This is a genomic window from Caulobacter sp. CCG-8, from assembly GCF_037402475.1.
Classification (GTDB): Bacteria; Pseudomonadota; Alphaproteobacteria; order Caulobacterales; family Caulobacteraceae; genus Caulobacter.
In genome coordinates, this window is record NZ_JBBEUD010000026.1 from 31,643 (window position 1) to 54,587 (window position 22,945).

General features: G+C 70.2%; 28 protein-coding genes. 12 read left to right on the forward strand and 16 right to left on the reverse strand.

Translation table 11 applies throughout. From position 1 onward, the window contains the following. Window positions 1-143: 143 nt before the first annotated feature. Both WAE60_RS21175 and WAE60_RS21180 read right to left on the reverse strand, forming a co-directional pair. Complete coding sequence (locus WAE60_RS21175; protein ID WP_337688551.1) at window positions 144-2,267, reverse strand: GAF domain-containing protein; 2,124 nt, start codon at window positions 2,265-2,267, stop codon at window positions 144-146. Beyond that, window positions 2,264-2,812, reverse strand: a complete 549-nt coding sequence (locus WAE60_RS21180; RefSeq protein ID WP_051695570.1) for a biliverdin-producing heme oxygenase — start codon at window positions 2,810-2,812, stop codon at window positions 2,264-2,266. Before WAE60_RS21180 ends, WAE60_RS21175 begins: the two co-directional genes overlap by 4 nt. Before the next feature lie 157 nt (window positions 2,813-2,969). Here WAE60_RS21180 and WAE60_RS21185 point away from each other — a divergent pair, with 157 nt between their 5' ends. Continuing rightward, a complete protein-coding gene (locus WAE60_RS21185) occupies window positions 2,970-3,329 on the forward strand; it encodes a phage holin family protein (RefSeq protein WP_029912061.1) in 360 nt (119 codons plus the stop codon). Here WAE60_RS21185 and WAE60_RS21190 read toward each other — a convergent pair whose 3' ends face one another. The 8 genes from WAE60_RS21190 to lgt form a co-directional block, all read right to left on the reverse strand. Next, entirely contained in the window at window positions 3,330-4,067 is a 738-nt protein-coding gene (locus WAE60_RS21190) for a hypothetical protein (protein WP_337688555.1), read from the reverse strand. A gap of 77 nt (window positions 4,068-4,144) precedes the next feature. After that, window positions 4,145-4,765, reverse strand: a complete 621-nt coding sequence (gene pth / locus WAE60_RS21195) for an aminoacyl-tRNA hydrolase (protein WP_029912065.1) — start codon at window positions 4,763-4,765, stop codon at window positions 4,145-4,147. A gap of 96 nt (window positions 4,766-4,861) precedes the next feature. Continuing rightward, window positions 4,862-5,464, reverse strand: coding sequence for a 50S ribosomal protein L25/general stress protein Ctc (locus WAE60_RS21200; RefSeq protein ID WP_029912067.1), 603 nt, complete (start codon window positions 5,462-5,464; stop codon window positions 4,862-4,864). A 168-nt stretch (window positions 5,465-5,632) separates the two neighbouring features. Next, the gene (locus WAE60_RS21205) at window positions 5,633-6,736 is read right to left on the reverse strand and encodes a hypothetical protein (protein WP_029912068.1); all 1,104 of its coding nucleotides are present in this window, start codon (window positions 6,734-6,736) and stop codon (window positions 5,633-5,635) included. Window positions 6,737-6,907: 171 nt separating this feature from the next. Further along, the gene (locus WAE60_RS21210; RefSeq protein ID WP_029912072.1) at window positions 6,908-7,846 is read right to left on the reverse strand and encodes a ribose-phosphate pyrophosphokinase; all 939 of its coding nucleotides are present in this window, start codon (window positions 7,844-7,846) and stop codon (window positions 6,908-6,910) included. 101 nt (window positions 7,847-7,947) lie between these two features. After that, window positions 7,948-8,733: a peptidoglycan editing factor PgeF gene (gene pgeF, locus WAE60_RS21215; RefSeq protein WP_337688559.1), complete on the reverse strand. Its 786-nt coding sequence runs from the start codon at window positions 8,731-8,733 to the stop codon at window positions 7,948-7,950. Beyond that, window positions 8,733-9,824: a class I SAM-dependent methyltransferase gene (locus WAE60_RS21220; protein ID WP_337688561.1), complete on the reverse strand. Its 1,092-nt coding sequence runs from the start codon at window positions 9,822-9,824 to the stop codon at window positions 8,733-8,735. Before WAE60_RS21220 ends, pgeF begins: the two co-directional genes overlap by 1 nt. Continuing rightward, window positions 9,811-10,719: a prolipoprotein diacylglyceryl transferase gene (gene lgt / locus WAE60_RS21225; protein ID WP_029912084.1), complete on the reverse strand. Its 909-nt coding sequence runs from the start codon at window positions 10,717-10,719 to the stop codon at window positions 9,811-9,813. The genes WAE60_RS21220 and lgt overlap by 14 nt, the downstream gene beginning before the upstream one ends. A gap of 128 nt (window positions 10,720-10,847) precedes the next feature. Between lgt and WAE60_RS21230 the strand changes: the two genes are divergently transcribed. The 4 genes from WAE60_RS21230 to WAE60_RS21245 all read left to right on the forward strand — a co-directional run bounded on the left by WAE60_RS21230 (window position 10,848) and on the right by WAE60_RS21245 (window position 13,277). Then, window positions 10,848-11,114, forward strand: coding sequence for an accessory factor UbiK family protein (locus WAE60_RS21230; RefSeq protein WP_337688563.1), 267 nt, complete (start codon window positions 10,848-10,850; stop codon window positions 11,112-11,114). 126 nt (window positions 11,115-11,240) lie between these two features. Continuing rightward, entirely contained in the window at window positions 11,241-11,747 is a 507-nt protein-coding gene (locus tag WAE60_RS21235) for a YbjN domain-containing protein (protein ID WP_029912089.1), read from the forward strand. A 139-nt stretch (window positions 11,748-11,886) separates the two neighbouring features. Beyond that, window positions 11,887-12,672, forward strand: a complete 786-nt coding sequence (gene proC, locus WAE60_RS21240; protein WP_337688566.1) for a pyrroline-5-carboxylate reductase — start codon at window positions 11,887-11,889, stop codon at window positions 12,670-12,672. 62 nt (window positions 12,673-12,734) lie between these two features. Continuing rightward, the gene (locus WAE60_RS21245; protein ID WP_337688568.1) at window positions 12,735-13,277 is read left to right on the forward strand and encodes a TetR family transcriptional regulator; all 543 of its coding nucleotides are present in this window, start codon (window positions 12,735-12,737) and stop codon (window positions 13,275-13,277) included. A gap of 233 nt (window positions 13,278-13,510) precedes the next feature. On the opposite strand, the gene WAE60_RS21250 is transcribed toward WAE60_RS21245, so the two are convergent. Further along, window positions 13,511-14,851 (reverse strand): hypothetical protein, encoded by a 1,341-nt coding sequence (locus tag WAE60_RS21250; RefSeq protein WP_337688570.1) that lies wholly within the window; start codon window positions 14,849-14,851, stop codon window positions 13,511-13,513. Window positions 14,852-14,969: 118 nt separating this feature from the next. Here WAE60_RS21250 and WAE60_RS21255 point away from each other — a divergent pair, with 118 nt between their 5' ends. After that, entirely contained in the window at window positions 14,970-16,049 is a 1,080-nt protein-coding gene (locus WAE60_RS21255; protein ID WP_337688572.1) for an MBL fold metallo-hydrolase, read from the forward strand. On the opposite strand, the gene WAE60_RS21260 is transcribed toward WAE60_RS21255, so the two are convergent. The 4 genes from WAE60_RS21260 to WAE60_RS21275 all read right to left on the reverse strand — a co-directional run bounded on the left by WAE60_RS21260 (window position 16,046) and on the right by WAE60_RS21275 (window position 18,032). After that, window positions 16,046-16,276: a hypothetical protein gene (locus tag WAE60_RS21260; RefSeq protein WP_337688574.1), complete on the reverse strand. Its 231-nt coding sequence runs from the start codon at window positions 16,274-16,276 to the stop codon at window positions 16,046-16,048. The two genes, WAE60_RS21255 and WAE60_RS21260, sit on opposite strands and share 4 nt — an antisense overlap. A 2-nt stretch (window positions 16,277-16,278) precedes the next feature. Next, window positions 16,279-17,046: a DUF899 domain-containing protein gene (locus WAE60_RS21265; RefSeq protein WP_337688576.1), complete on the reverse strand. Its 768-nt coding sequence runs from the start codon at window positions 17,044-17,046 to the stop codon at window positions 16,279-16,281. Between the two features lie 75 nt (window positions 17,047-17,121). Then, window positions 17,122-17,655, reverse strand: coding sequence for an SRPBCC family protein (locus WAE60_RS21270; protein ID WP_337688578.1), 534 nt, complete (start codon window positions 17,653-17,655; stop codon window positions 17,122-17,124). Then, on the reverse strand, window positions 17,652-18,032 hold the full coding sequence (locus tag WAE60_RS21275; RefSeq protein ID WP_337688580.1) for a metalloregulator ArsR/SmtB family transcription factor: 381 nt from the start codon (window positions 18,030-18,032) through the stop codon (window positions 17,652-17,654). The genes WAE60_RS21270 and WAE60_RS21275 overlap by 4 nt, the downstream gene beginning before the upstream one ends. Before the next feature lie 112 nt (window positions 18,033-18,144). Between WAE60_RS21275 and WAE60_RS21280 the strand changes: the two genes are divergently transcribed. The 5 genes from WAE60_RS21280 (at window position 18,145) to WAE60_RS21300 (ending at window position 21,858) form a co-directional block, all read left to right on the forward strand. After that, window positions 18,145-18,588 (forward strand): MarR family winged helix-turn-helix transcriptional regulator, encoded by a 444-nt coding sequence (locus tag WAE60_RS21280; protein ID WP_029912111.1) that lies wholly within the window; start codon window positions 18,145-18,147, stop codon window positions 18,586-18,588. Further along, window positions 18,585-19,355 carry an enoyl-CoA hydratase gene (locus WAE60_RS21285; protein WP_337688582.1) on the forward strand — a complete coding sequence of 257 codons (771 nt, stop codon included), beginning with the start codon at window positions 18,585-18,587 and terminating at the stop codon, window positions 19,353-19,355. The genes WAE60_RS21280 and WAE60_RS21285 overlap by 4 nt, the downstream gene beginning before the upstream one ends. Before the next feature lie 162 nt (window positions 19,356-19,517). Then, window positions 19,518-20,483 carry an SDR family NAD(P)-dependent oxidoreductase gene (locus WAE60_RS21290; RefSeq protein WP_337688585.1) on the forward strand — a complete coding sequence of 322 codons (966 nt, stop codon included), beginning with the start codon at window positions 19,518-19,520 and terminating at the stop codon, window positions 20,481-20,483. Continuing rightward, a complete protein-coding gene (locus tag WAE60_RS21295; RefSeq protein WP_337688587.1) occupies window positions 20,483-21,001 on the forward strand; it encodes a hypothetical protein in 519 nt (172 codons plus the stop codon). Before WAE60_RS21290 ends, WAE60_RS21295 begins: the two co-directional genes overlap by 1 nt. Next, on the forward strand, window positions 20,998-21,858 hold the full coding sequence (locus WAE60_RS21300) for an NAD(P)-dependent oxidoreductase (protein WP_337688589.1): 861 nt from the start codon (window positions 20,998-21,000) through the stop codon (window positions 21,856-21,858). Before WAE60_RS21295 ends, WAE60_RS21300 begins: the two co-directional genes overlap by 4 nt. Window positions 21,859-22,005: 147 nt before the next feature. Here the strand turns inward: WAE60_RS21300 and WAE60_RS21305 are convergent, their stop codons facing one another. Beyond that, on the reverse strand, window positions 22,006-22,341 hold the full coding sequence (locus WAE60_RS21305; protein WP_337688591.1) for a TfoX/Sxy family protein: 336 nt from the start codon (window positions 22,339-22,341) through the stop codon (window positions 22,006-22,008). Between WAE60_RS21305 and WAE60_RS21310 the strand changes: the two genes are divergently transcribed. Continuing rightward, window positions 22,342-22,821, forward strand: a complete 480-nt coding sequence (locus WAE60_RS21310; RefSeq protein WP_337688592.1) for a GNAT family N-acetyltransferase — start codon at window positions 22,342-22,344, stop codon at window positions 22,819-22,821. Window positions 22,822-22,945: the final 124 nt, after the last annotated feature.

Sequence of the window (22,945 nt, forward strand, 5' to 3'; positions counted from 1 at the left end):
AGGGCGGTAACAGATTTGTAATGTCCGACACCCGGACTCGGGTATTGGCGCTACGGAAGTGAGAATGAACGTTCATTCTCACTTTTACAAGCGCAAAATGCCGCGCGACGCGACGTCACCCTAAAAGCCCGCGGAGAAAGTCCTCAAAAACGACCCACTGACAGCTCGGCCCGCACGCCCGGGGCGTTGTCGTGGTAGGTCAGCACCCCGCCCATCTGGCGCACCAGGGCGTCCATCATCTTGCTGCCGAAGCCCACGCGCGGGCCCTGCTTGCCGCCGCCCTGGTCGGCGACGGTCAGCAGCAGACGGTCGCCGTCCTCGACCAGGCCGATGTCCATCCGGCCGGGCTGGCCGCGATAGGCGTACTTCACCGCGTTGATGAACAGCTCGGTGACCACCAGGCCGATGATCACCGCCTTGTCGGTGGGCACGGTCACCGGCGCGGCGTCGACACGCAGCTGGCGGGACCAGGCCTCGTCCAGCGTGCCGACCATCTCCTCGGCCAGTTCGGTCAGGTAGCGGTCCAGGGCCACGGTCTCCAGCTGGTCGCCGCGATAGAGCCGCCGGTGGACCAGGCCCACGGCGGTCAGGCGGCGGCTGGCCTCCTCCAGCGGGCCGCGCGCCACCGGATCGTCGATGCTCTTCATCTGGATGGTCAGGAAGCTGGCGGCCAGGGCCAGGCTGTTCTGCACCCGGTGGTTCACCTCGCGCAGCAGGAAGTCCTTCTGGCGCAGCAGCTCGTCCTTGTCCTGCAGCGTGGCGCGCAGGTGGGCGTTCAGCTCGGCGGTGCGACGGGCGCGGCGCAGGTCGATCAGGTCGTCGCGCAGGCGCAGGGCCGCGCCGGTCTGGCCGGCGGTCCACGGACGCGAGCGGCCGCGCACGGTCTGGGTCCAGGCGTCGAACGAGGCGCGCGGGGTCAGGACCCCGTCCGGCGTCGTCGCCTTCACCGGCTCGCCCGCCCAGCGCACGGTCTCGACGTGTTCGGCCCGGGTCCACAGGATCGCCAGCAGCGGCGAGCGCTCGACCACCACGCCCATCAGGCCCGAGGCCAGGGCGCGGAACGCGACCGCGTCGGGGATGTCGGTCGACGCCTGGTCGGTGGCGGCGGCCCCGTCGCCCGCCGTCTCCAGCAGCCAGTCGCGCAGCATCGCCAGGGCCAGGTGCGGCGGCGCCTTGCCCGCCACCTCGATGCGGTCTTCGCGGAACACCGCCACGCCGTCGGCGTCGGCCAGGCGCTGCAGGTCGCGCAGATGCTCCTCCAGCGCCAAGTCGCCGTTGTCGGCTCGCGCCAGGGCGTGGATCACGTCGTCGCCCAGCGACCGCAGCCGCAGGCGCTCGCGATAGGTCTCGGCCTCCTCCTTGGCCTTGATCTGGCGGGCCAGGCCGCCGGCCAGGGCGCGGCAGGCGGCGCGGATGTCGTAGGGCAGCAGGCGCGGCGTCTCGTGGTGGCAGGCCACCAGCCCCCACAGCCGCCCGTCCTTGACGATCGACACCGAGGCCGAAGCCGTGACGCCCATGTTGCGCAGGTACTGCAGGTGCACCGGCGAGACGCTGCGCAGGGCGCAGTCGCTCATGTCGAGATCGGTCTGGAGTGGCGGCAGCAGGGGCGCGGGAACGTAGGTCGCGTCGGGGATGGCCCGCACCAGATTGCGCACGTACAGGGCCCGCGCCTGCTTGGGGATGTCGCTGGCCGGGAAGCGGTGGTTGAGGAACGCCTGGACGTGGGCCGCGCGGCTTTCGGCCACCACCTCGCCGGCGTCGTCCTCGCCGAAGCGGTAGATCATCACCCGGTCGTAGCCGGTCAGGCGCCGGAACTCGGTCGCGGCGCGGTCGTACAGGGTCTTCAGGCCGGGGCAGCGCTCGAAGGCGGCGGCCGCCGCCTCCAGTTGGGCCAGGATCTGGGCGCCGGTCAGGGCCTGGTCCAGGCCCGGCTCGATCTCGACCAGCACCTTGTCGGCCTGGAAAGTGGCGCTGACGTCGAAGGCCCGCCCGGCGACCCGCAGGGCGCCGACGAAGCCGCCGCTTCCCGAGGCGGTCACGGCGGCGATGCGCTGAGCGAGGGTGTCGCCCAGCACGGCGCCGGCGGCGACGCCGATCCAGGTCTCCGCCCCCAGCAGCCCGGCCACGTCGCCGGCCGCGTGGCGGATCTCCAGGCTGTCGCGGTCCAGCACCAGCAGGACGCCGTGCGGCTGGACGGCGCCGGGGATGTGGATCGGCTCGCGATCGCAGGAGGCGATCTGCTCGGGGGTGGGGCCGGAAGCACTCATGCCGGAACTCCGCACATCCAGGCTTCCATCTGGACGAAGGCCGAGCGCGCGCCGCGGGCGGCCGCGGCCTTGTCGCCGGCGCGCTCGAGCACGGCGCAGAACGCCTTCCACCGCGCCCCGGTCGCCTCGCCGTAGCCCTGGAAGAAGCTCAGCCCCTCAGGCGACAGTCCCCGCACGCGCAGCTGCTTGTCGATGACCCGCCCGCCCAGGGTCGAGCCTTCCAGCACGTAGAGGAAGCCCAGGGCCTCGGCGCGGTCGGTCGGCAGGGCCAGCGGGGCGTCGGTCGAGGCGACGGCCCGCAAGGTCGCCGCGTCGCGCTCCAGGGCAGGCACCTTGCGGCGGGCGTCGAACTCCAGGTCCGGCTCGTCGCCCAGCAGCCGCGCCAGGGCGGCCTCGGCGGGGCGGTAGAAGGCCAGGAACCGGCCCACCATGTCGCGGCGACGCAGGGGATCGGCGACGCGGGTGAACACGTCCAGCCGGGCCTCCAGGCCGTCGTGCAGGTCGCGGGTCGTGGCGCGCAGGTGGTCGAGGATCGGCGTTGTCATCAGGCGAAAAGCGTTCCCGTGGCCAAGGCCGAAGACCGCACCTTAGTCATCAATCAGGCTGCGCATCGTCGGATAGTCGACGCAAGCCATTCGGCGGACTTGCCGGGATGGGGCCGGCGCCCATCTAATGGTCGCGCTTGACGCCAAGGAGGCTTCCGTGACGCGCTTCATCATCCGTGCCCTGATCGCCGCCCTCGGCCTGTGGCTGGCGTCCGAGATCGTGCCGGGCATCGCCGTGCCGGGCGGCTGGACCAGCCTGGCGGTCGCCGCGGTGCTGTTGGGCGTGGTCAACGCCATCGTCCGGCCGGTGGTCTTCGTGCTGACCCTGCCGATCACCGTCGTGACGCTGGGCCTGTTCCTGCTGGTGGTGAACGCCGCGATGCTGGGCCTGGTCGGCTGGATGCTGAAGGGCTTCGTGGTCGACGGCCTGTGGGCCGGGATCTTCGGCTCGCTGGTGGTCGGCGTCGTCAGCTGGCTGGGTCACATGCTGATCGGCGACGGGCGCGCACGCGAGTAGTCACCCCACCGCGTTGGCCGCCAGGTCGCGCCAGCCGCGGGCTTCCTTGCGGAAGTGCGAGTGGGTCTTGGCCAGGCGCTTGTCGATCTCGGCCAGGGCCTCACGGGCCTCGTCCTTGCGGCCGGTCTGGGCCAGGAACACCGCGTAGCGCGCCATGCCCTCGAAGCCCGGCAGGTGGGCCGCCGCCCAGCGCAGGGCGGTGTCGGCCTCGGTCTGGCGGCCCAGGGCGTGGTAGGCGCGGCCCATGGCCAGGGCGACGTTCGGCGTGCGGGCGGCGGGCGACTGGGCGCTCAACCCCTCCAGCAGCGGCAGGGCCTCGGCCGCGCGGTCCAGTTCGATCAGGGCGACGGCGCGACCCAACAGCAGCTGCGGGTCGTCGGCGTACATGCCCTGGAGCGCCTCGGCGTACATCCGCTCGGCCTCGGCGTGCTTGCCCAGGCCCGAGGCGGCCGCGGCCAGGCGGGCGCGATTGGCCACGGTGGGGGCGTCGTCGACGGCCTGGGTGGCGGCCCGGTATTCGCGCTGGGGATCGAGGATGTCGCGCGCGGCCTGGCCGACCCGGCGCGCCTTGGCCCCGCCCAAAAACTCGGGCGCGATGATCGCCAGCAGATAGACCAGCCCGCCCAGCGGCTGGAACGCCAGGATGATCCACAGCCAGTACATCTGCTGATGGGTGCGCACCACGTGGACGCACAGGGCGATCGAGAAGATCAGCGATAGGCCGATGGCGGGAAACATCTTGCGGCTCCAAGCTCTGCCTTGGGTCTTTGTCCCCTGGGCGAGCGAACGTCAATCTTTGGCCTGGCCGGCCCCTTCTAGTCGGCCTGGCGCGCGGCTTTTTTGGGATCGGCCTTGGGCGCGGGGGCCAGACGCAGCACCTCGGCCTGATAGCGCTCGTCGTCGCCGGCGGCCGCGAAGGGCAGGGCGTCGGCCAGGGCGTCCAGCATCGGGTCCAGCCACTGGTGGTCGACCTTGTGGAAGTCGCCCAGGACATAGTGCATCACCGCGTCCTTGTGGCCGGGATGGCCCACGCCGATCCGGCCGCGACGGAATCCGTCGCCGATCTGGCTGGTGGTCGAGCGGATGCCGTTATTGCCCGCCGCCCCGCCCCCGGCCTTCATCCGGAAGCGGCCGGGGGCCATGTCGATCTCGTCGTGGAAGACGATCACGTCGGCCGGCTTGAGCTTGAAGAACTTCATGGCCTCGCCCACGGCGCGGCCGCTTTCGTTGTAGTAGGTCTTGGGCTTGAGCAGCAGCAGCTTGACCGGGCCGTTCGGGGTGTCGACCTGGCCCTCGCAGGCCAGCCCCTGGAAGCGCGCGCGCCACGGCGCCGTGCCCCATTTGCGGGCGAGGGCGTCGACCGCCATGAAGCCGACGTTGTGGCGGTTCTTCTCGTATTTCGGCTCGGGATTGCCGAGGCCGGCGAGGATCAGCATCGCGTAAGACCCAAGGATGGACGCCTGAACGAAAAACGGGCGGGCCGTGAAGCCCGCCCGTCTCGAATACCGGATCGGAAAGCCCGATCGAAGGGCTTAGCCCTCGGCGGTGGTGGTGTCGCCTTCGCTCGATTGCGAAGCGGCCGAGGCCTTCAGGTTGGCGATCACGAAGTCGCGGTCCATGGCCGGGCGCACGCCTTCCGGCAGCTTCACTTCCGAGATGCGGATCACGTCGCCGATGTCGTGCGAGGCCAGGTCGATGACCAGCTCTTCGGGGATCTTGTCGGCCGGGCAGGCCAGCTCGACGGTGTGACGGATGACTTCCAGCGTGCCGCCCTTCTTCAGGCCGACCGAGATGTCGTGGTTCTTGAAGTGCACCGGCACTTCGATCTTGATCAGCTGGTGCTCGTCGACGCGGTACAGGTCGAAGTGCATCGGCTCGTCGGTGACGGGGTGGAACTGCACGGCCTTGGCGATGACCGATTGCTTCTCGTCGCCGTGTTGCAGGGTCACCAGGTGGCCCAGCAGCTTGCCGGTGTAGAGCGCCTTGCGGAATTCGTTGCCCTTCACGGCGATGTTCACCGGGGCCTTGTTGCCGCCGTACAGCACGCCGGGGACCTTGCCCTGGCGGCGGGTTTCGCGCGAACCGCCGGTGCCGGCGCGGTCGCGAAGTTCGACGTTGAGAATGATCTCGGCCATGTCTTGTCTCTCTGGAGAGCCCCGTGCTCTCGAAATGCGAAACCGCCGCACAAGACTGGATTGTCTCGCCCGGTCGGCGTTTTTGGGTCGCGCTCCATACACAGAACGGCCGCCCGATGCAACGGGCGGCCGTTCGAAGTGCGACGAAAGAGCAGGCTGTAGAGCCGCTTAGCTCTTCTTTTTGGTCGCGGCGCCCTTCTTGGCCGGGACCTTCTTCTTGACCGCCGGCTCGGGCTTGGGCGGGGGCGGCGGCTCGTAGGGCATCTCGGCGCCGCTCGCCTTGATCACGCAGGCGCCGGTGTCGATCATGACGTGCTGACCCAGGCAGAAGACGTCCTCGTAGTGCGGCTTGGCCACGGCCAGGCACTGGTAGAGGTTCAGCTTGCCCATGTTCAGGCACATGGCGCTGGCCGGCTCGGCCATGACGGCGTCGATCAGGGCCAGCTTGTCGTCGCCGGCCGCGCCGAGGGCGGCCAGGGCGGCCACGGCCAGGCCGCGGATCACCAGCGGCTTGTAGGGCGGCGGGGCGGAGCGCGGACCGGCGGCGGCCGGAGCGGCGGGCGCGTCCACCACCGGGATGGCCGGCGGGGCGGAGGCCGACGACAGGCCGCTCAGCGAGGCTTCGCGCAGGGCGGCCACGTCGGCGCTGTCGGCCAGGGCGGGCGTCGCCGACATGGTCTTGGCGTAGGCCAGGCGGCCGTCGCGGTCCAGGACCGGCAGGGTCGACCACTTCGAGCGCTGGACGTCGTAGGCCGCCTGCTTCACGGCCTTGCCGGCCGCGTAGAGCCTCAGGCCGTCGCCGCCCAGGGTGTCGATGATCCGGCCGGCGGCGGTGTCGCTGCCCTTGAAGCCGACGGCGTAAGCCGGGTCGGCGATGATCTGGTTGATGACCTGCTGGCGCTGGGTCGGGTCGGCGGCGAAGCTGCGCACCGAGGCCACGAAGGTCGGGTCCTGCAGGGCCAGGACGGCGGCGTAGGCCGTGGCGCCCGACAGGAACTGCTTGGGCTCGTAGGCGACGCCGACCTTCAGCGAGGCCTGGATCTGGTCGCCGTTGTCGAAGTGGGCGCCGATCGCGCCGGCGCGCTGCATGTAGCCGCGGAAGGCGCTGGCCTTCTCGACGATGCTCGAGGACAGGGTGATCGGCGGCGGGGCGGGCGGGGCGGCGACGACCGGAGGCGGTGGGGGCGGCGGCGTCTCGCAGCTGGCCAGCAAGGTGGCGGCGACCACGGCGATGGCCGTCAGCGCGGCGCGCGTACGCGTGGTGGAAAGCATTCCGAGAACATCCCCAATGACATAGAGCGCCCGCCATAACACTGGCGCGCGGGCGAGATTGTGACAGTCAGCCCGTTAACCCTCTGTTGACAAGCGTCGCCGTCGAAAAGGCGTGTGAAGCCGTGACGGTTCCCGCATGAGGCGTCTTTTGGACACGTCTCCGGGGGCGCCCTAGTCGAACAGCTTGGAGACCGATTCCTCGTTGGCGATCCGGCGGATGGCCTCGCCGATCAGCGGGGCGCACGAGACGTAGCGGATCTTCTTGCAGGCCTTGACGGTGTCCGAGGCCTCGATCGAGTCGGTGACCACCAGCTCGGTCAGCACCGAATTGGCCACGCGCTCGGCGGCCGCGCCCGACAGCACCCCGTGGGTGACATAGGCCGAGACCGACTTGGCGCCCTGGGCCATCAGGGCCGCGGCGGCGTTGCACAGGGTGCCGGCGGAATCGACGATGTCGTCGAACAGGATGCAGCGACGGTCCTTCACGTCGCCGATGATGTTCATGACCTCGCTCTCGCCCGGGGCCGAGCGGCGCTTGTCGACGATGGCCAGGTCGGCGTCGTCCAGGCGCTTGGCCAGGGCGCGGGCCCGCACCACCCCGCCGACGTCGGGCGAGACGACCATCAGGTCGGAACCCATCTTGTAGCGCTTGTGGATGTCGTCCGCGAGCAGGCGCGAGGGCAGCAGGTTGTCGGTCGGGATGTCGAAGAAGCCTTGGATCTGGCCGGCGTGCAGGTCCATGGTCAGGACGCGGTCGGCGCCCGAGCGGGTGATCAGGTTGGCCACCAGCTTGGCCGAGATCGGGGTGCGGCCGCCGGTCTTGCGGTCCTGGCGGGCGTAGCCGAAGTAGGGCAGCACGGCCGTGATCCGCTTGCCCGACGCGCGCTTCAGCGCGTCGATGCAGATCAGCAGCTCCATCAGGTTGTCGTTGGCCGGATAGCTGGTCGACTGGATGACGAAGACGTCCTCGCCGCGGACGTTCTCGTCGATCGTGACGAACACCTCGAGATCGGCGAACCGGCGCACCTGGGCGCGGGTCAGCGGCATGTCGAGATACTCCGCGATGGACTGGGCCAGGGTGCGGTTCGAATTGCCGGACAGCAGCTTCATGGTTTTGTCTCGGGAAGGGGTGTCGCCGTTGCGGGGGCTTCTAGCAGCCTCGGGCGCGGGAACAACCCCGTGTTTCCACTGAGTGCCGTTATTCGACGTACTCACGCTTCCAACGCGATCGCCGAGAGAAGCCGTCCGTAGTCGGACTCCCCGGCCAGGAAGGCCCTGCGGTTCGAAAAGAACAGATCGGCCTCGGTCCGGGTGTCGCGGCCGACCCATTCGCTGCGGCCGACGCCCGCCGTGTCCAGACGATCCAGGACGAAGGCCGGCAGGTCGAACAGGCGCTTGTCGTCGGTCTGGCCGGGCGCGAAGAATCGGCCGGAGCCGGGGCTGTCGGCCTCGAAGCGGTGCAGGAACTCCAGGCCCACCTCGTAGGACTGGGGCCCGATGCAGGGGCCGACGGCGGCGACCATGCGCGCGGGCTGGGCGCCCAGGGCGACCATCTGGTCGACGGCCGACTGGACCACCCCGTCCAGGGCTCCGCGCCAGCCGGCGTGGGCGGAGGCGACCACGCGGGCGACCGGGTCGGCGATCAGCACCGGCGCGCAGTCGGCGTGCAGGGCCCCGCAGACCACGCCCGGCGTCTTGGTCACCACCGCGTCGCCCTCGGGCCGGGCGTCGCCCCACGAGCCGTCGGCGACGATGGCGATGGTCGAGTGGATCTGGAAGCAGGTGTTGAGGTCTTCGGGCGCGGCCCCGAACCAGGCGGCGGCCCGGGCGCGGTTCTCGGCCACGTCGGCCGGGTCGTCCTTGCTGCCGCGTCCGACGTTGAGGCTGGAATAGAGGCCGGTCGAGACCCCGCCCTGGCGGGTGAAGAAGGCGTGCCTGACCCCGGCGACGGCGGCCAGCAGCGGCGACTGGACGGTGGGCAGGTCTTCAGCGGTCATCACGCGTCCTCGAAAAGCGGAGGAGAAAGGCCGGGCGCCGACAGGCAGACGACCTTGAACAGCTCGCCCATCTGCGCCGGTCCGGTCAGACGATCAAGTTGCCGGGCCAGCTTTTCGGCCTGGTCGGGGCGCGCGGCGGCCAGGGCCTGGGCGCGGGCCTCGATCCCCAGGCCTTGCAGGAACGCGCCCTGGGTCAGGATGGGTCCCGTTCCGGCCCCGGCCTCGCGGGCGGCGGCCAGCACGGCGGGGAAGTCGGCCCAGACGGTCAGGTCGGCCTGGCCCGGCTCGGCCAGGGGCGGGACTTTCGCGTGGCTTTTAAGAGCCTGCAGCGTGTCGCCCCCGCCCGGCGCGTCGCGGCCGTAGTCGATCAGCAGGGCCGCCCCGCCGTCGCGGGCGACGCGATGGCCGATCTCCGAGCCCAGGGCGGCCTGGGCGGGCGAGGATTCGACGACCGTTCCAGGAGGCAGATCCTCTCCGCGCGGAGGCGGCGCCGATCGACGATCGGCGGAGGGGGTGAGCGCGCGGAGGCCGAACGCCAGCTCGCCCTTGTCGTCCAGGCCCACCATCCGTTCGGCCCAGCCGGTCCCGGTCCGCACGAACTGGTGGGCGGGCAGGCAGTCCAGCACCTCGTTGGCGACCAGCAGCAGCGGGGCGCCGGCGGGCACGGCGTCCAGCCGGTCGGCCCAGCGCGGCGTCAGGGGCGCGTCGGCTAGCCGGTCGGCCTGGGCCTGGCGCAGGGGCGGCGACACCTCGACCAGCCACAGGTCGGCGGCGGCCAGGAAGTCGGGCAGCAGGCGGGCGGCGCGCAGGATGTCCAAGATCAGGGTCCCGTCGCCCGGGCCCATCTCGACCAGCCGCACCGGCGAGGGCCGGCCCATGCGGGTCCAGGTCTCCAGCAGCCACAGGCCGATCAGCTCACCGAACATCTGGCTGACGCCCGGCGCGGTCAGGAAGTCGCCGCCCTCGCCCAGCGCCGGGCGGTTGGCGTAGTAGCCGTCGCGCGGGTCGTGCAGGCAGCGGGTGAAGTACTCGGCGACGCTGATCGGGCCGTCCTGGGCGATCTGGGCCCGCAGGCGGTCAAGCAGGCTCATGGGTTTCGGCGACGGGAGCGGGAACAGGTTCACGCAGCGCGCGCAGCAGCAGCCAGACGCCGACCAGCAGCATCGGGATCGACAGGATCATCCCCATGGTCAGGCCGAACGGGAACGCGGGCATGCCGTGATCGGGATTGCGCACGTTCTCGAGCGCGGCGCGGAACAGGCCGTAGCAGATCAGGAAGGTGGCCACGAGCGCGCCCCGGCGCTGCAGCCACTTCAGCCGGTAGGCGGCGAAGTTGAGGATCAGGAACAGCACCACGCCCTCCAGCGCCGCCTCGTACAGCTGGCTGGGGTGGCGGGGCTCGGGACCGGCGGGGCAGCGGCCGTCGTTGGCGGCGCGGATCGTGTCGTTGCAGAAGATCATGCCGAACGGGTGGTCGGTGACCCGGCCCCACAGCTCGCCGTTGATGAAGTTGGCGCAGCGGCCGAAGAACAGGCCGATCGGCACGACCGGCGCGACCAGGTCGCCCAGCTTCAGCATGTCGATCTTCTGCTGGCGGGCGAACAGGGCGATCGCGGCGCAGACGCCCAGGAAGCCGCCGTGGAAGGACATGCCGCCCTCCCAGATCTTGAACACGGTCAGCGGGTTTTCGGCCAGGCCGCCGCGCTGGGTATCGTTCAGCATCATGTAGAAGAGCACGTAGCCGATCCGGCCGCCCAGGATGATGCCCAGGGTGATCCACAGCACCAGGTCGTCGATCTGCACCGAGGTGGCGGTCGGCTTCTGGCCGCCCCACAGATTGCCGTCGCGGACCAGCCGGATCGCGTACTGCCAGCCCAGCAGGATGCCGGCGACATAGGCCAGGGCGTACCAGCGCAGGGCCAGCGGGCCCCATTGCAGGGCCCAGGGGCCGATGTGGACGATGGGGTCGATGTCGGGGAAGATCACGCCGCGAGCGCTCCGGACGGACAGATGGTCGCAGGCATAGCCTGTTCCCGGTTCGCTTTCATCCCTCGTTTCCCATATAAGAGCTGGCCCCTGATTTGGGGGCAGCCGCGCCGGGCCCTGGAATCTAGATGCACAGCCAAAACCCCTTCCTCGACGAATTCGCCAAGCTGACCCAGGCCGCCATGGGCATCGCTCAGACCGCCGGCGAGGAAGCCAAGACCGCGATGCGGGCCCAGGCCGACCGCCTGGCCGCCGAGTTCGACCTGATCCGGCGCGACGATTTCGAGGCCTTGAAGGCGGAAGTGGCCGCCCTGCGCGCCGAAATCGCCGAGCTCAAGGCCCCAAAGGCGTCGACCAAGGCCCCCGCCAAGAAGACCGGTAACGCGGCCGAATAGGCGAGTTTCGTTCCCGTTCGACGTGAAGGCGGTTGTGACGCCGCCCGCGAAGCAGATTAGACTCCCTCGAGTGGGTGATTTGGACGGGCCCAACGGCCTGTCCCTCCCCGGGGGCCAAAGGTTCTTATGGACACCCAACCGGAAGAAGACGACGTCCTGCTGGCGATGGACCCCCTCGAGGTCGTCGAGCACGTGCTCGCGGCCGAGAACCTGACGTTCGACCGCACCGAGGACGGCGACCTGGCCTTCGCCCTGACCGGCGACTGGAAGGACTACGAGCTGTGGTTCGCCTGGCGGCCCGAGGCCGACTGCCTGCAGTTGTGCCTGTCGCTGGACCTGCGTGCGTCCAAGACCAAGCGCCCCGCCGCCTACGAATTGCTGTCGATGATCAACCAGCGCGTCTGGCTGGGCCATTTCGAGGTCTGGACCGACGACGGCGAGGTGGTCTTCCGCCACGCCCTGGCCCTGCCGGCCGGCGAACGCCCGACCATGGCCCAGGCCGCCTCGATGATCGACGCCGCCGTGGAAGCCGCCGACCGCTTCTACCCCGCCTTCGACTTCCTGCTGCACGGCGCCAAGACCCCGGACGAGGCCATGGCCGCCTGCATGTTCGAAACGGTGGGCCAGGCCTGAAGCCGGGGACATGCCCTTGCGGCGTGTTCCCACCCGACGCACCGATCCGGAATGGGGACACGCCCGAGGGCATGTCCCCGGCTCGCTCCCCGACGCGTGACCTGCTAGGCAGGCGGCGTCCAGTTCAGCGGAGCCGCCCATGACCACCCCCATCCTCCTCCTCGGCGCCGGACGCATGGGCGGGGCCCTGATCGAGGGCTGGAGCAAGGCGGGCGCCTTCGCCGCCGCCGACCTGATCGTCCGCGACCCGAACGTCGACGCCGCCGCCTTCCCGGGCGCCCTGGTCAATCCTCCGCTGGAAGCCCTCTCCGCCGCCAAGACGGTCCTGCTGGCCGTCAAGCCGCAGATCTGGCGCGAGGCCGTGGCCGAGGTGGTCCCGCACCTGGCCCCTGACGCCGTGATCGTCTCCATCGCCGCCGGGGTGCGCGCCGCCGACATCTCCGCCGCGTTCGGTGGCCGCGCCGTGGCCCGGGTGATGCCGACCACCGCCGTCGCCATCGGCCTGGGCACGGCCAGCATCTATGCCGATGCCGCCGAGGCCCGCGCCCGCGCGCACGCCCTGCTGGACCCGGTGGCCACCACGGTCGATCTCGACGACGAAGCCCTGATGCACGCCGCCACCGCCGTGTCCGGCTCGGCCCCGGCCTATCTCTACGCCTTCATCGAGGCGCTGGAGGCGGCGGGCGTCGGCCAGGGCCTGGACCCGGCCGCCTCGGCTCAGCTGGCGCGGGCCACCATCGTCGGCGCTGCGGCCCTGCTGGGCCAGGGCGGCGAGGAGCCGGCCGAACTGCGCAGGCAGGTCACCTCGCCGGGCGGCACCACGGCCGCGGCGCTGGGCGTGCTGATGGGCGAGGGCGGTTTCGGCGACCTGCTGCCCCGCGCGCTGGACGCGGCGGTGAAGCGGTCGGTGGAGCTGGGGGGCTAGAGCCCTCTCCCCCTGGGAGAGGGTCCTTGCTTCGCGCCCGCCGACCCGCCATTTCAGCAACCATGACCGCCGCCGAAGACATCCTCGATCGCGCCGCCGCCGCGGCCCTGTCCCTGGCCGCCGACCGGCCGTGGACGCAGATCAGCCTGCGCGACATCGCCCTGAAGGCCGAGGTCCCGTTCGCCGAGCTCTATGCCCGGGCCGACGGCAAGGGCGCGGTGCTGAGCCACCTGGCCGCCCGCTTCGACCGCGCCGCCCTGGCCACGGTCACGGCCGAGGACGCCTCGACCCATGACCGGCTGTTCGACGCCGCCATGGCCCGGCTCGAGGCCATGGAACCGCACCGGGCCGCCCTGATCGCCATCAGCCGCTCAGAAAGCGTGGTGGTTTCGGCCCTGCGCTTCCCCCGGACCGCCCGGGCGATCCTGGAAGCCGCCGGCGTCGACGCCGGCCCGGCCCGGCTGACGGCGATGTCGGCGGTGTGGGGCCGCACCCTGCAGGTCTGGCGCGACGACGAAGGCGCCCTGAACCGCACCATGGCCGAGCTCGACAAGCGCCTGAAGCAGATGGCCCAGAGCCTGGAGAAGGTCGGGGCGGGGATCTGAGCCACAATCGGTTCGGGCGTCTCCGCGCCACCTCACGGTTGTCATCCCGGAAAGCGCGTAGCGCTTGTCCGGGACCCAGGGGAACCGCAAAGCATCAGCCCAGTTCCCTGGGGCCTGGACAGCCCCTGCGGGGCTTCCGGGATGACAACGGGTTTTGGCCCTTGGCTTGATCAAAGAAAAAGCCCGCCGGGATCGCTCCCGGCGGGCTTCTTTCGTTCAGGCTGTGCGCCCGATCAGCTCTTGGTCTTGTTGGTCGGCAGCTTGCAGCCGCCGCCGACGCCCTTGGCCTGCACGCAGGACAGGACTTCCTTGGCGTGCGGGGCGGTGGTGTTCAGCGGGTAGGCCATCACCCAGCCCGGCAGGCCGTCCGAGCAGGCCACTTCGACGTAGCCGTCGGTGGCGGTCTGGCCGATGACGCGGGCGCCCGAAACGGTGCAGCTGCCCTTGCCCAGGCCCTTCAGGTCGGCCGTCAGGCGCGGGAACGCCTCGTCCGGCTTGGTGAAGCTGCAGCGGTAGCCGTTCATTTCCGAGGTGATGCAGTCGTAGACGGTGTTGCTGGTGGCGGTGAAGATGCCGATGCCGCCGTCGGGACGGTTGGAGCACTTCAGTTCGACGATCTCCTTGCGGGGATCGGGGCTGGGCAGCATGCCGTACTTCTCGACCTTGCAGTCGAAGCCGGCCTTGGTGGCCAGCTTGGTGTAGAGGCCGGCCTGCTCGGTCTGGGCGGCCACGGCGTCGCTCAGGGTGCAGCCGCCGCCGACGAAGCTGGCTTGGGCGCAGTCGATGGCGCGGACGAAGGCGCCGGTGGTGGCGGCCTGCTGGTAGACGTAGCCCTTGCCGTCCTGACAGACGACTTCGAAGTAGTTGTCGGTCTTGGTGCTGAGGACGTAGCGCTTGTCCTTGATGGCGCAGTTCTTGCCGGCCGAGCCGTTCAGGGTGTCGACGACGGCCAGCTGGGTGGCCCGGTCGGTCAGCTTGCAGCTGACGTTGCCGCCTTCCTCGTACAGCAGGCAGCTGTTGACCGTGACGTCCTGGTCGACGTTCACCGGCGAGGCGGTCTGGACGATGTAGCCGGCGCCGCCCTTACAGGCGACTTCGAAATAGGCGTTCTTGGCGCCGGCGCCGATGGCGCGGGCGTTCTGGACGTCGCAGCTGGTGCCGGCCTTGGCCAGGTACGGAACCAGGCCGGCCTTCGGGTCGGCGTTGCCGGGCAGCAGGCAGGCCAGGGCGCTGGGCTTGCCGTCGGCGCCCGCCGCGGCGGTTTCCAGGCAGCTGTAGGTCTGCGGCGCCGCGTCCTTCTTGGCCAGGATCGCGAAGCCCAGGCCCTGCTGGCAGGCGACTTCGTAGTAGTCGGTGGCCGTCTTCTTGTCGCTGCCGATCAGGCGGGCGTCGGTGACGGTGCACGACACGCCGGCGGCCTTGACCAGATCGGGCGTGGCCTTCATGCCGGCCTCGCGGGCCTTGGCGTCGACGGCGGCCGGCTTTTCCTTTTCCTTGGCCGCCGAAATCACGGTGGCGGGGATAAGCGCGGCGAGCGCGAGGGCGGCCGTCAAGCCGATCGCGATGGGCCTCATGGGGGACGTCTCCTGGGGTAAATTCCTCGCGGCGGACTTAAGGCCCGCTTGCATCAAGGGTCAAGATGTCGTCCGACGGGGGCGCAATCATGACGATCGCTGTGACTGGAGGACGCAGATGCGAGACGGGATCGAGGAAGACGCGTCCGAAACGCCCGAACCGCGCAAGCCGCGGCTGGTCTATCCGTTCGAAGCGGCGCCGGAGACGGGATCGGGCCAGGCGGTGGAGGTCGCGCCGGGGGTGCTGTGGCTGCGCCAGCCGCTGGGCGGCTCGCTGGGCTTCATCAATGTCTGGGCCATCCGCGACGGCGAGGGCTGGGCGGTGATCGACACCGGCCTGCAGACCAAGGAGACCTCGCAGGCCTGGCGGGCGGCCTTCGCGGGCGCCCTGGGCGGCCTGCCCGTCACCCGGGTGATCGTCACCCACCTGCATCCCGACCATGTGGGCCTGGCCGGCTGGATCGCCCGCAAGTTCGACGTCCGCCTCTGGATGACCCGGCTGGAATACTTCCAGTGCCGGATGCTGGTGGCCGACACCGGCCGCGAGGCGCCCGAGGACGGGGTGCGGTTCTTCCACGCCGCCGGCTGGGACGACGAGGCGATCGACAACTACAAGGCGCGGTTCGGCGGGTTCGGCAAGGCGATCTACCAGATGCCCGACAGCTATCGCCGCCTGACCGACGGCGAGACCTTCCGCATCGGCGACCACGACTGGCGGGTGGTGACCGGCCAGGGCCATTCGCCCGACCACGCCTGCCTGTGGTGTCCTGAGCTGGAGGTGCTGATTTCCGGCGACCAGGTGCTGCCGCGCATCTCGTCCAACGTCTCGGTGCATCCGACCGAGCCGGACGCCGATCCCCTGACCGACTGGATCACCTCGCTGGCCAAGGTAAAGGCGGCCGTGCCCGACTCGGTGCTGGTGCTGCCGGCCCACAACGATCCGTTCCGGGGCCTGCACGCCCGCATCGACGGCCTGATCTCCGGGCACGAACGGGCCCTGACGCGCCTGGCCGGCAAGCTGTCCGAGCCCAAGCGGGTGGTCGACGTGTTCGGGGCGCTGTTCGCGCGGCCGATCGGTCCCGACATCCTGGGCATGGCCACCGGCGAGGCCCTGGCCCACCTCAACTGCCTGATCGGGCGGGGCCTGGCCGCGCGCGAGAAGGACGCCGACGCGGTGAACTGGTACCGCGCCGCCTAAGCCGTCGCGCGCCGCCGGGCCGCCAGGCGCAGCCACGGCGCGGCGTGGAAGACGGCCATCAGGGCGTACATCGCCGCCATGCCGTCGAAGGGCGGCCGGACGGCGCACAGCCCGCCCATCGATCCGCCCGTCAGGCCGGTCACCAGCATCATGACGGCGAAGGTCGGCGTGGCCGCCAGGCTCAGCCAGCCCGACGCGGCCAGCGCCGTCGAGGGAGGCGCATCCACGGTCACTCGGCCGCCCTCGGATACTCGTCGTGGCGGCGGAACCAGAGGTCCTGTTCGTTACGGCCCTTGGGCGCGCGGTCCAGCCACTGGTACATGCCCCACAGGCCGTCCACGCCCCGCGTGTAGGTCGAGTAGGCGTGATAGACGACGCCGTCCTCCAGCACGAAGGTGCTGAGGCCGGGCCGGTCCAGCGCGTAGGTGGCGGCGTTGGTCCCGCACATGGCCGCGAACTGCACGACCGGCTCCGGGGCCGGCTTGATGTCCAGGGCGTGGCCGGCGATCTCGTAGTTGTAGTCCACGGTCCCGGTGCGCTGCTGCGCCTCGGAGAACGAGACGTTGAAGTCGAAATTGAAGTCGCTGCCCTGGGACGACGCCCACGGGAACGACCAGCCCATCCGCCGCTGGTAGGCGTGCAGCTTGGCCAGCGGGGCGCGCGACACCGCCGTCAGGGTGACGTCGTGATTGGCCAGGTGCACGACCGAGGCGTCGAAACCGTCGGCGATGGCCGAGCAGGACGGGCATCCGGCCTCGTAGTCCGGGCCGAACATGAAGTGGTAGACCATCAGCTGCGAGCGGCCGTCGAATAGGTCCGCCAGCGAGGCGGGGCCGTCCTCGGTTTCGAACCGGTAGGGCTTGTCGACCCGCACCCAGGGCAGGGTCTGGCGTTGCCGGGCTAGTTCGTCGCTGCGGCGGGTCAGCGCCTTTTCCTCGGCGAGCAGGGCGAGTCGGGCCTTCAGCCATTCGGCGCGCGAAACGACGGGATGGGTCATGGGGAACCTGTCTGGATTTCGGGGGAAAGCCTGCGGCTCCGCCGGCCGGACCGGCGGAGCGTGGTAGAGGGCGCCTCAGGCGGGCAGGCGGGTTTCGTATTCGGCCTTGAGCCGCTTCCAGCCGTCCCAGAACGACGCCGTCTGCGGCTTGCCGCTGAGCCGGGTGGCCAGGACGTCGAGGTGGGCGTGCCAGCCGGCGCTGACATTGAGCAGCGTGGTGCGGTCCGGCGCGCGACGGTGGACGATCGTCAGCAGCACCTTGTCGCCGGCGGGCTCGAGCTCGAACGACACCTCGCCCTGGTTCCAGGCGATGGCCAGCTTGCGACCCGGGACGAAGTCGAGGATGCGGCTTTCCAGGCTGTGCTCGGCGCTGAAGCCCTCGGGAAGCTGGCCGGGCGGATCGCTCAGCTCGTTGTTGCGCCAGGTGAAGGTGAACGGCGCGCCGGCCTTCATCTCCATCGCGCCCGAGGCCAGCCACTGGCGGCGCAGCTCGCTCTCGGTGAGATAGGCCCAGACGCGGTCGATCGGGCCCGGCAGCAGGCGCTGGATCTTCAGGGTCAGGGGCTCGATCACTTCGCCATAGGCGTCCAGCGTGGCGGCTTCGCTCATCGGTCGTCTCCTTTGTTCGGGGGCGGGGTCTTGCGGGCGTCCTCCTCGCGGAGGAGCCGGTCGAGCACGTCGAGACGGCTGGTCCAGAAGTGTTCGTAGAAGCTCAGCCATTCTTGGGCCGTGGCCAGCGGGCCGGGCTCCAGGCGGCACAGGTGGGTGCGGCCGCGGACCTCGCGCTGGATCAGGCCGGCGCTCTCCAGCGCCTTGATGTGCTTGGAGGCGGCGGCCAGCGAGATCGAGAACGGCTCGGCCAGCTGGCCCACCGTCCGCTCGCCGCCCGCCAGCTCGCGCAGCATCCGGCGACGGGTGGCGTCGCCGAGGGCGTGGAAGACGGCGTCCAGTTGCGGGGCCGAAAGGGCGGTATTTAATTCAACCATGTGGTTGAATGTGTGGCGTGGCCGGGAAAGAGTCAACCGATCGGTTGAATGATTTTCCACGTCGGCCAAAACAATCGTTTGATATTTCGTGCGCGAACTATAATCTCGCGCCATGACCACGCCGCCCGACCGTCGCCTCGTCTTCCTGCTCAATGTCGCGCACCGACGGGTGCAGCGCTATGTCGAGGCCAAGATGGCCGCCAAGGGCGGGCTGACCGCCGCCCAGTCCGGGGCCCTGTTCGTGCTGGGCCAGAAGGACGGCGCCCTGATCGGCGAGGCCGCCGAGGCGCTGGACCTGGCGCCCTCGGCCATGACCGGCCTGGTCGACCGTATGGTCCGCGCCGAGCTGGTCGAGCGCCGGCCCGACCCCAAGGACGGCCGCGCTTTCCGCCTGCACCTGACTACCCACGGCGAGGCCGCCCGCGAGGAGGCCAAGGCCGGGGTCGAAGGCCTGAACGCCCATCTCACCGAAGGCTTCACGGACGACGAGATCGCCGTGGTGTCGCGCTGGCTGACCAGCCTGCAAACGAAGTTCCCCAAAGGAGACCCCTCATGACCGACCACGTTCAGGTCGTCGTCGACGCCGGCGTGATGACCATCACCCTGGCCCGTCCGGACAAGAAGAACGCCCTCAGCAACGCTATGTACGGCGTGCTGGCCGACAGCCTGGAGCGGGCCGAGAGCGATCCGGCCGTGCGGGTGGTGGTGTTCCAGGCCGACGGCGACAGCTTCAGTTCGGGCAACGACCTGCAGGACTTCGCCGCCCAGGCCACCGGCGCCTTCACCGGCGAGCGCCACGTGATGCGGTTCCTGAAGAACCTGGCCAAGGCCACGCGGCCGCTGGTCGCCGCCGTCCAGGGCCAGGCCGTGGGCGTGGGCACGACCATGCTGCTGCACTGCGACCTGGTGTTCACCAGCCCGGACGCCAAGCTGACCGTGCCGTTCGTCAACCTGGCCCTGGTGCCGGAGGCCGCTTCCAGCCTGCTGCTGCCGGCCCGCATCGGCCACGCCCGCGCCTACGCCATGTTCGCCCTGGGCGAGGCGGTCAGCGGCGAGACGGCGGCCGCCTGGGGCATCGCCAACGCCTGCGTGCCGCTGGACGATCTGCGCGCCAAGGCCCGCGCCGCCGCCGACCAGCTGGCCAAGCGTCCGCTGGGCGCCCTGACCGCGACCAAGACCCTGATGCGCGACGCCGAGACCATCGCGGCCCTGATGGACAGGGAAGGCGAGCTGTTCGGCCAGCGCCTGCAGACCGCCGAGGCGCGGGAAGCCTTCATGGCCTTCGCCGAGCGCCGGGCGCCCGACTTCTCGAAGGTGTCCTGACGCGACCGGGGACATGCCCACGCGGCGTGTCCCCAAGCCGTGGCTCGGCGCCAGCTGATGGGGACACGCCGCGAGGGCATGTCCCCGGCCGGGGATCGCCTTGGGCCTTCTGATCCCGCAGTTGTAGCGTCACCTCAACGACAAGATCACAGGGAGCGAAACTTGGCCGACCGTATCAAATCCGCCTTCGGGGCCTATACCGACGCCCGCGACGTGGTCGCCGGCCAGGACCTGACCGGCGTGGTCGCCATCGTCACCGGCGGGGCCACCGGCATCGGGATCGAGACCGCCCGCGCCCTGGCCGAGGCCGGGGCCGAGGTGGTGATCGCCGTCCGCAAGCCCGACCTGGCCGAAGCCGCCGTCGCCGACATCGCCAGGACGGCGAAGGGCAAGGTGTCGTGGTCGATGCTGGACCTCTCCAGCTTCAAGTCGATCCGCGCCTTCGCCGAGCGCTGGGGCGATCGGCCGCTGAACCTCCTGATCAACAACGCCGGCGTCATGGCCTGTCCGCTCGCCTATACCGAGGACGGGCTGGAGATGCAGATCGGCACCAACCACTTCGGCCACTTCCTGCTGTCGGTGCTGCTGGCCCCGAACCTGGTGGCGGGCGCCAAGTCGGGCTGGACCTCGCGGCTGGTGTCGCTGTCGTCGATCGGCCACCGCCGCGCGCCGGTGAACTTCGACGACCCGAACTTCCGCGATCGTCCCTACGACAAGTGGGAGGCCTACGGTCAGGCCAAGACCGCCAACGCCCTGTTCGCCGTGGGCTTCGACAAGCGGTTCAAGGACCAGGGCGTGCGCGCCTTCGCCGTGATGCCGGGCGGCATCATGACCCCGCTGCAGCGCCACCTGCCGCTGGAGGAGCAGAAGGCGATGGGCTGGATCGACGACGACGGCAAGGTGCGCGACGGCTTCAAGACGCCCCAGCAGGGCGCCTCGACCAGCGTCTGGGCCGCCGTCGGCGCCGAGCTGGACGACGCGGGCGGTCTCTATCTGGAGGACCTGGCCCAGGCCGTTCCCTGGAGCCCGGAGCATCCGTGGAGCGGTGTCATGCCCTACGCCCTGGACCCCGAGGCGGCGGACCGCCTCTGGGCCCTGTCGGTGGAGACCACGGGCGCGGGGGCCTGATGCGGCGGCAGACGATCTGGCGGCTGGCCGGCGTGGCCGCCGTCCTGGGGGGACTGATCGACCTGCTGGGGCCGTTGGCCTATCCGCACCTGACCGATCCTGCCCGGCTGTCGACCTATGTGCTGATCGACCTCCTGCTGCTGTTCGGCATGCTGGGCGTGCAGTCGGTGGCGGGCCGGGTGATGGGCTGGCCGGGCCTGGTTGGGTTCGTGATCGCGGTGGGCGGCGTCCTGCTGGTGCGCACCTCCGCGGCCGGGATCTGGGGTGCGGCGTCCTACACCGTGGCCTCGGCGGTCTGGTCGATCGGCATGGTCGTGGTCGGGACGACCCTGCTGGCCCGCAAGGGGCCGTTCCGCGCCGCCTCGGCCCTGTGGATCGCCGCCTTCGTCATCGGCCTTGCCGGGCTGGCCCTGAAGGATCAGGGTCTGGCCCACCGCCTGGCCGGCTGGTGCTTCGCCCTGGGCTTCATCGCCGCCGGCGTCATCCTGGCCAGAACCGCATCGAGAGCAGAAGCATGAGCAGCCTGGCTGGAAAGACCCTCTTCATCACCGGCGCCTCGCGCGGCATCGGCCTGGCCATCGCCCTGCGCGCGGCCCGCGACGGGGCCAACATCGTCATCGCCGCCAAGACCGCCGAGGCGCATCCCAAGCTGCCGGGCACGATCTACACCGCCGCCGCCGACATCGAGGCGGCCGGCGGCAAGGCCCTGCCGCTGGTGGTCGACGTGCGCGAGGAGGCCAGCGTCCAGGCCGCCGTCGACAAGGCGGTCGAGACGTTCGGCGGCATCGACATCTGCGTGAACAACGCCTCGGCGATCTCGCTCACCGGCACGCTGGCCACCGACATGAAGCGCTACGACCTGATGCACCAGATCAATGGGCGCGGCACGTTCCTGACCTCGAAGATCTGCCTGCCGCATCTGCGCAAGGCGGCCAACCCGCACATCCTGGCATTGTCGCCGCCGCTGGACATCAAGCCCCGCTGGTTCGCGCCGCACGTCGCCTATTCGATGGCCAAGTACAACATGAGCCTGTGCATGCTGGGCATGGCCGAGGAGTTCCGCGCCGACGGCGTGGCCTGCAACGCCCTGTGGCCGCGCACCGCCATCGCCACCGCCGCCATCCAGTTCGCCCTGACCGGCGAGGAGGGGCTCAAGCACTGCCGCACGGTCGAGATCATGGCCGACGCCGCCCACGCCATCTTCCTCAAGCCCTCGCGCGCGTTCACCGGCCAGTTCGTGATCGACGACACCTTCCTCTATGGCGAGGGCGTGCGCGACTTCGACCAGTACCGCGTCGATCCGACCGCCACCCTGATGCCGGACTTCTTCGTGCCCGAGGACAGCGTCCCGCCTCCTGGGGTGGTGATCGGGTAAACCAACCCACCTCCGCTCATCCCGGCGAATGCCGGGACCCAGATCCCAAAGCGGTGTGGATTGGAGGAGCACGGCGCTCTTGGCGTCAGCCTCAAAGCCATTCCATCTGGGTCCCGGCATTCGCCGGGATGAGCGGATTCTTGGGTGCTATTTCCGGGGCCGGTCCTTGCGCGCCGCCGCCACGGTGATGGACTTGCGCGCCCAGTCGATCATCAGGTCCGGATCGTCCAAGGCCTCGGCCGGGGCGGTCCAGTAGGCCATGGGGCTCATGCCGAAGGGCGCGAACTGGGCGCTGCCGGCCGCTTCGAACGCGGGACGGAGGGTGTCGTCGCCCTTGAGGTACAGGGTGTCGTCGTCGATCAGGGCGAAGAACAGGCCTTGGGCGTAGAGCCCGACTCCGCCGAACATCTTGCGGAAGGTCAGCGGTCCCACCGGGGCCAGCTGTTCCAGCACGAAATCCAGATAGTCCGAAGAGACCGCCATATGCCCGTCACCATTCGCCCGGCCGTCCCGGGGGACAGCGCCCTGATCCTGCGGTTCATCCGCGACCTGGCCGAGTACGAGAAGCTGCTCGACGCGGTGGAGGCGACGCGGGACGACGTCACGGTGGCGCTGTTCGGCGAAAACCCCAAGGCCTTCTGCGACATCGCCGAGATCGACGGCGAACCGGTGGGTTTCGCCCTGTGGTTCTACAACTTCTCGACCTTCGTCGGTCGGCACGGGATCTATCTGGAGGACCTGTTCGTGCGGCCCGAGGCGCGCGGGGCGGGCGCGGGCAAGGCCCTGCTGGCCAATCTGGCGCGGCGCTGCCTGGACGAGAACCTGGGCCGGCTGGAATGGGCGGTGCTGGACTGGAACGCCCCGTCCATCGCCTTCTACGACAGCTTGGGCGCCGCGGCGATGGACGAGTGGATCGTGCGGCGGATGACGGGCGATGCGTTGCGGAAGTTGGCGGCGCTCTAGGCCCTTCCCTTCAACCGCTCGTCCCGGCGAATGCCGGGACCTAGATCCTATAGCTGTATGGAGGGTTGGAAGAGCTCAGAGCCCTTGGCGGCAGCCACACCGCCATCCCATCTGGGTCCCGGCA

Bases quoted from the DNA above. Each gene is read 5' to 3' on its own strand.
- WAE60_RS21175 (WP_337688551.1), bottom strand. From the start codon at position 2,267: ATGAGTGCTTCCGGCCCCACCCCCGAGCAGATCGCCTCCTGCGATCGC.
- WAE60_RS21180 (WP_051695570.1), bottom strand. From the start codon at position 2,812: ATGACAACGCCGATCCTCGACCACCTGCGCGCCACGACCCGCGACCTG.
- WAE60_RS21190 (WP_337688555.1), bottom strand. From the start codon at position 4,067: ATGTTTCCCGCCATCGGCCTATCGCTGATCTTCTCGATCGCCCTGTGC.
- pth (WP_029912065.1), bottom strand. From the start codon at position 4,765: ATGCTGATCCTCGCCGGCCTCGGCAATCCCGAGCCGAAATACGAGAAG.
- WAE60_RS21200 (WP_029912067.1), bottom strand. From the start codon at position 5,464: ATGGCCGAGATCATTCTCAACGTCGAACTTCGCGACCGCGCCGGCACC.
- WAE60_RS21205 (WP_029912068.1), bottom strand. From the start codon at position 6,736: ATGCTTTCCACCACGCGTACGCGCGCCGCGCTGACGGCCATCGCCGTG.
- WAE60_RS21210 (WP_029912072.1), bottom strand. From the start codon at position 7,846: ATGAAGCTGCTGTCCGGCAATTCGAACCGCACCCTGGCCCAGTCCATC.
- pgeF (WP_337688559.1), bottom strand. From the start codon at position 8,733: ATGACCGCTGAAGACCTGCCCACCGTCCAGTCGCCGCTGCTGGCCGCC.
- WAE60_RS21220 (WP_337688561.1), bottom strand. From the start codon at position 9,824: ATGAGCCTGCTTGACCGCCTGCGGGCCCAGATCGCCCAGGACGGCCCG.
- WAE60_RS21230 (WP_337688563.1), top strand. From the start codon at position 10,848: ATGCACAGCCAAAACCCCTTCCTCGACGAATTCGCCAAGCTGACCCAG.
- WAE60_RS21235 (WP_029912089.1), top strand. From the start codon at position 11,241: ATGGACACCCAACCGGAAGAAGACGACGTCCTGCTGGCGATGGACCCC.
- proC (WP_337688566.1), top strand. From the start codon at position 11,887: ATGACCACCCCCATCCTCCTCCTCGGCGCCGGACGCATGGGCGGGGCC.
- WAE60_RS21245 (WP_337688568.1), top strand. From the start codon at position 12,735: ATGACCGCCGCCGAAGACATCCTCGATCGCGCCGCCGCCGCGGCCCTG.
- WAE60_RS21250 (WP_337688570.1), bottom strand. From the start codon at position 14,851: ATGAGGCCCATCGCGATCGGCTTGACGGCCGCCCTCGCGCTCGCCGCG.
- WAE60_RS21255 (WP_337688572.1), top strand. From the start codon at position 14,970: ATGCGAGACGGGATCGAGGAAGACGCGTCCGAAACGCCCGAACCGCGC.
- WAE60_RS21265 (WP_337688576.1), bottom strand. From the start codon at position 17,046: ATGACCCATCCCGTCGTTTCGCGCGCCGAATGGCTGAAGGCCCGACTC.
- WAE60_RS21270 (WP_337688578.1), bottom strand. From the start codon at position 17,655: ATGAGCGAAGCCGCCACGCTGGACGCCTATGGCGAAGTGATCGAGCCC.
- WAE60_RS21275 (WP_337688580.1), bottom strand. From the start codon at position 18,032: ATGGTTGAATTAAATACCGCCCTTTCGGCCCCGCAACTGGACGCCGTC.
- WAE60_RS21280 (WP_029912111.1), top strand. From the start codon at position 18,145: ATGACCACGCCGCCCGACCGTCGCCTCGTCTTCCTGCTCAATGTCGCG.
- WAE60_RS21285 (WP_337688582.1), top strand. From the start codon at position 18,585: ATGACCGACCACGTTCAGGTCGTCGTCGACGCCGGCGTGATGACCATC.
- WAE60_RS21295 (WP_337688587.1), top strand. From the start codon at position 20,483: ATGCGGCGGCAGACGATCTGGCGGCTGGCCGGCGTGGCCGCCGTCCTG.
- WAE60_RS21300 (WP_337688589.1), top strand. From the start codon at position 20,998: ATGAGCAGCCTGGCTGGAAAGACCCTCTTCATCACCGGCGCCTCGCGC.
- WAE60_RS21305 (WP_337688591.1), bottom strand. From the start codon at position 22,341: ATGGCGGTCTCTTCGGACTATCTGGATTTCGTGCTGGAACAGCTGGCC.
- WAE60_RS21310 (WP_337688592.1), top strand. From the start codon at position 22,342: ATGCCCGTCACCATTCGCCCGGCCGTCCCGGGGGACAGCGCCCTGATC.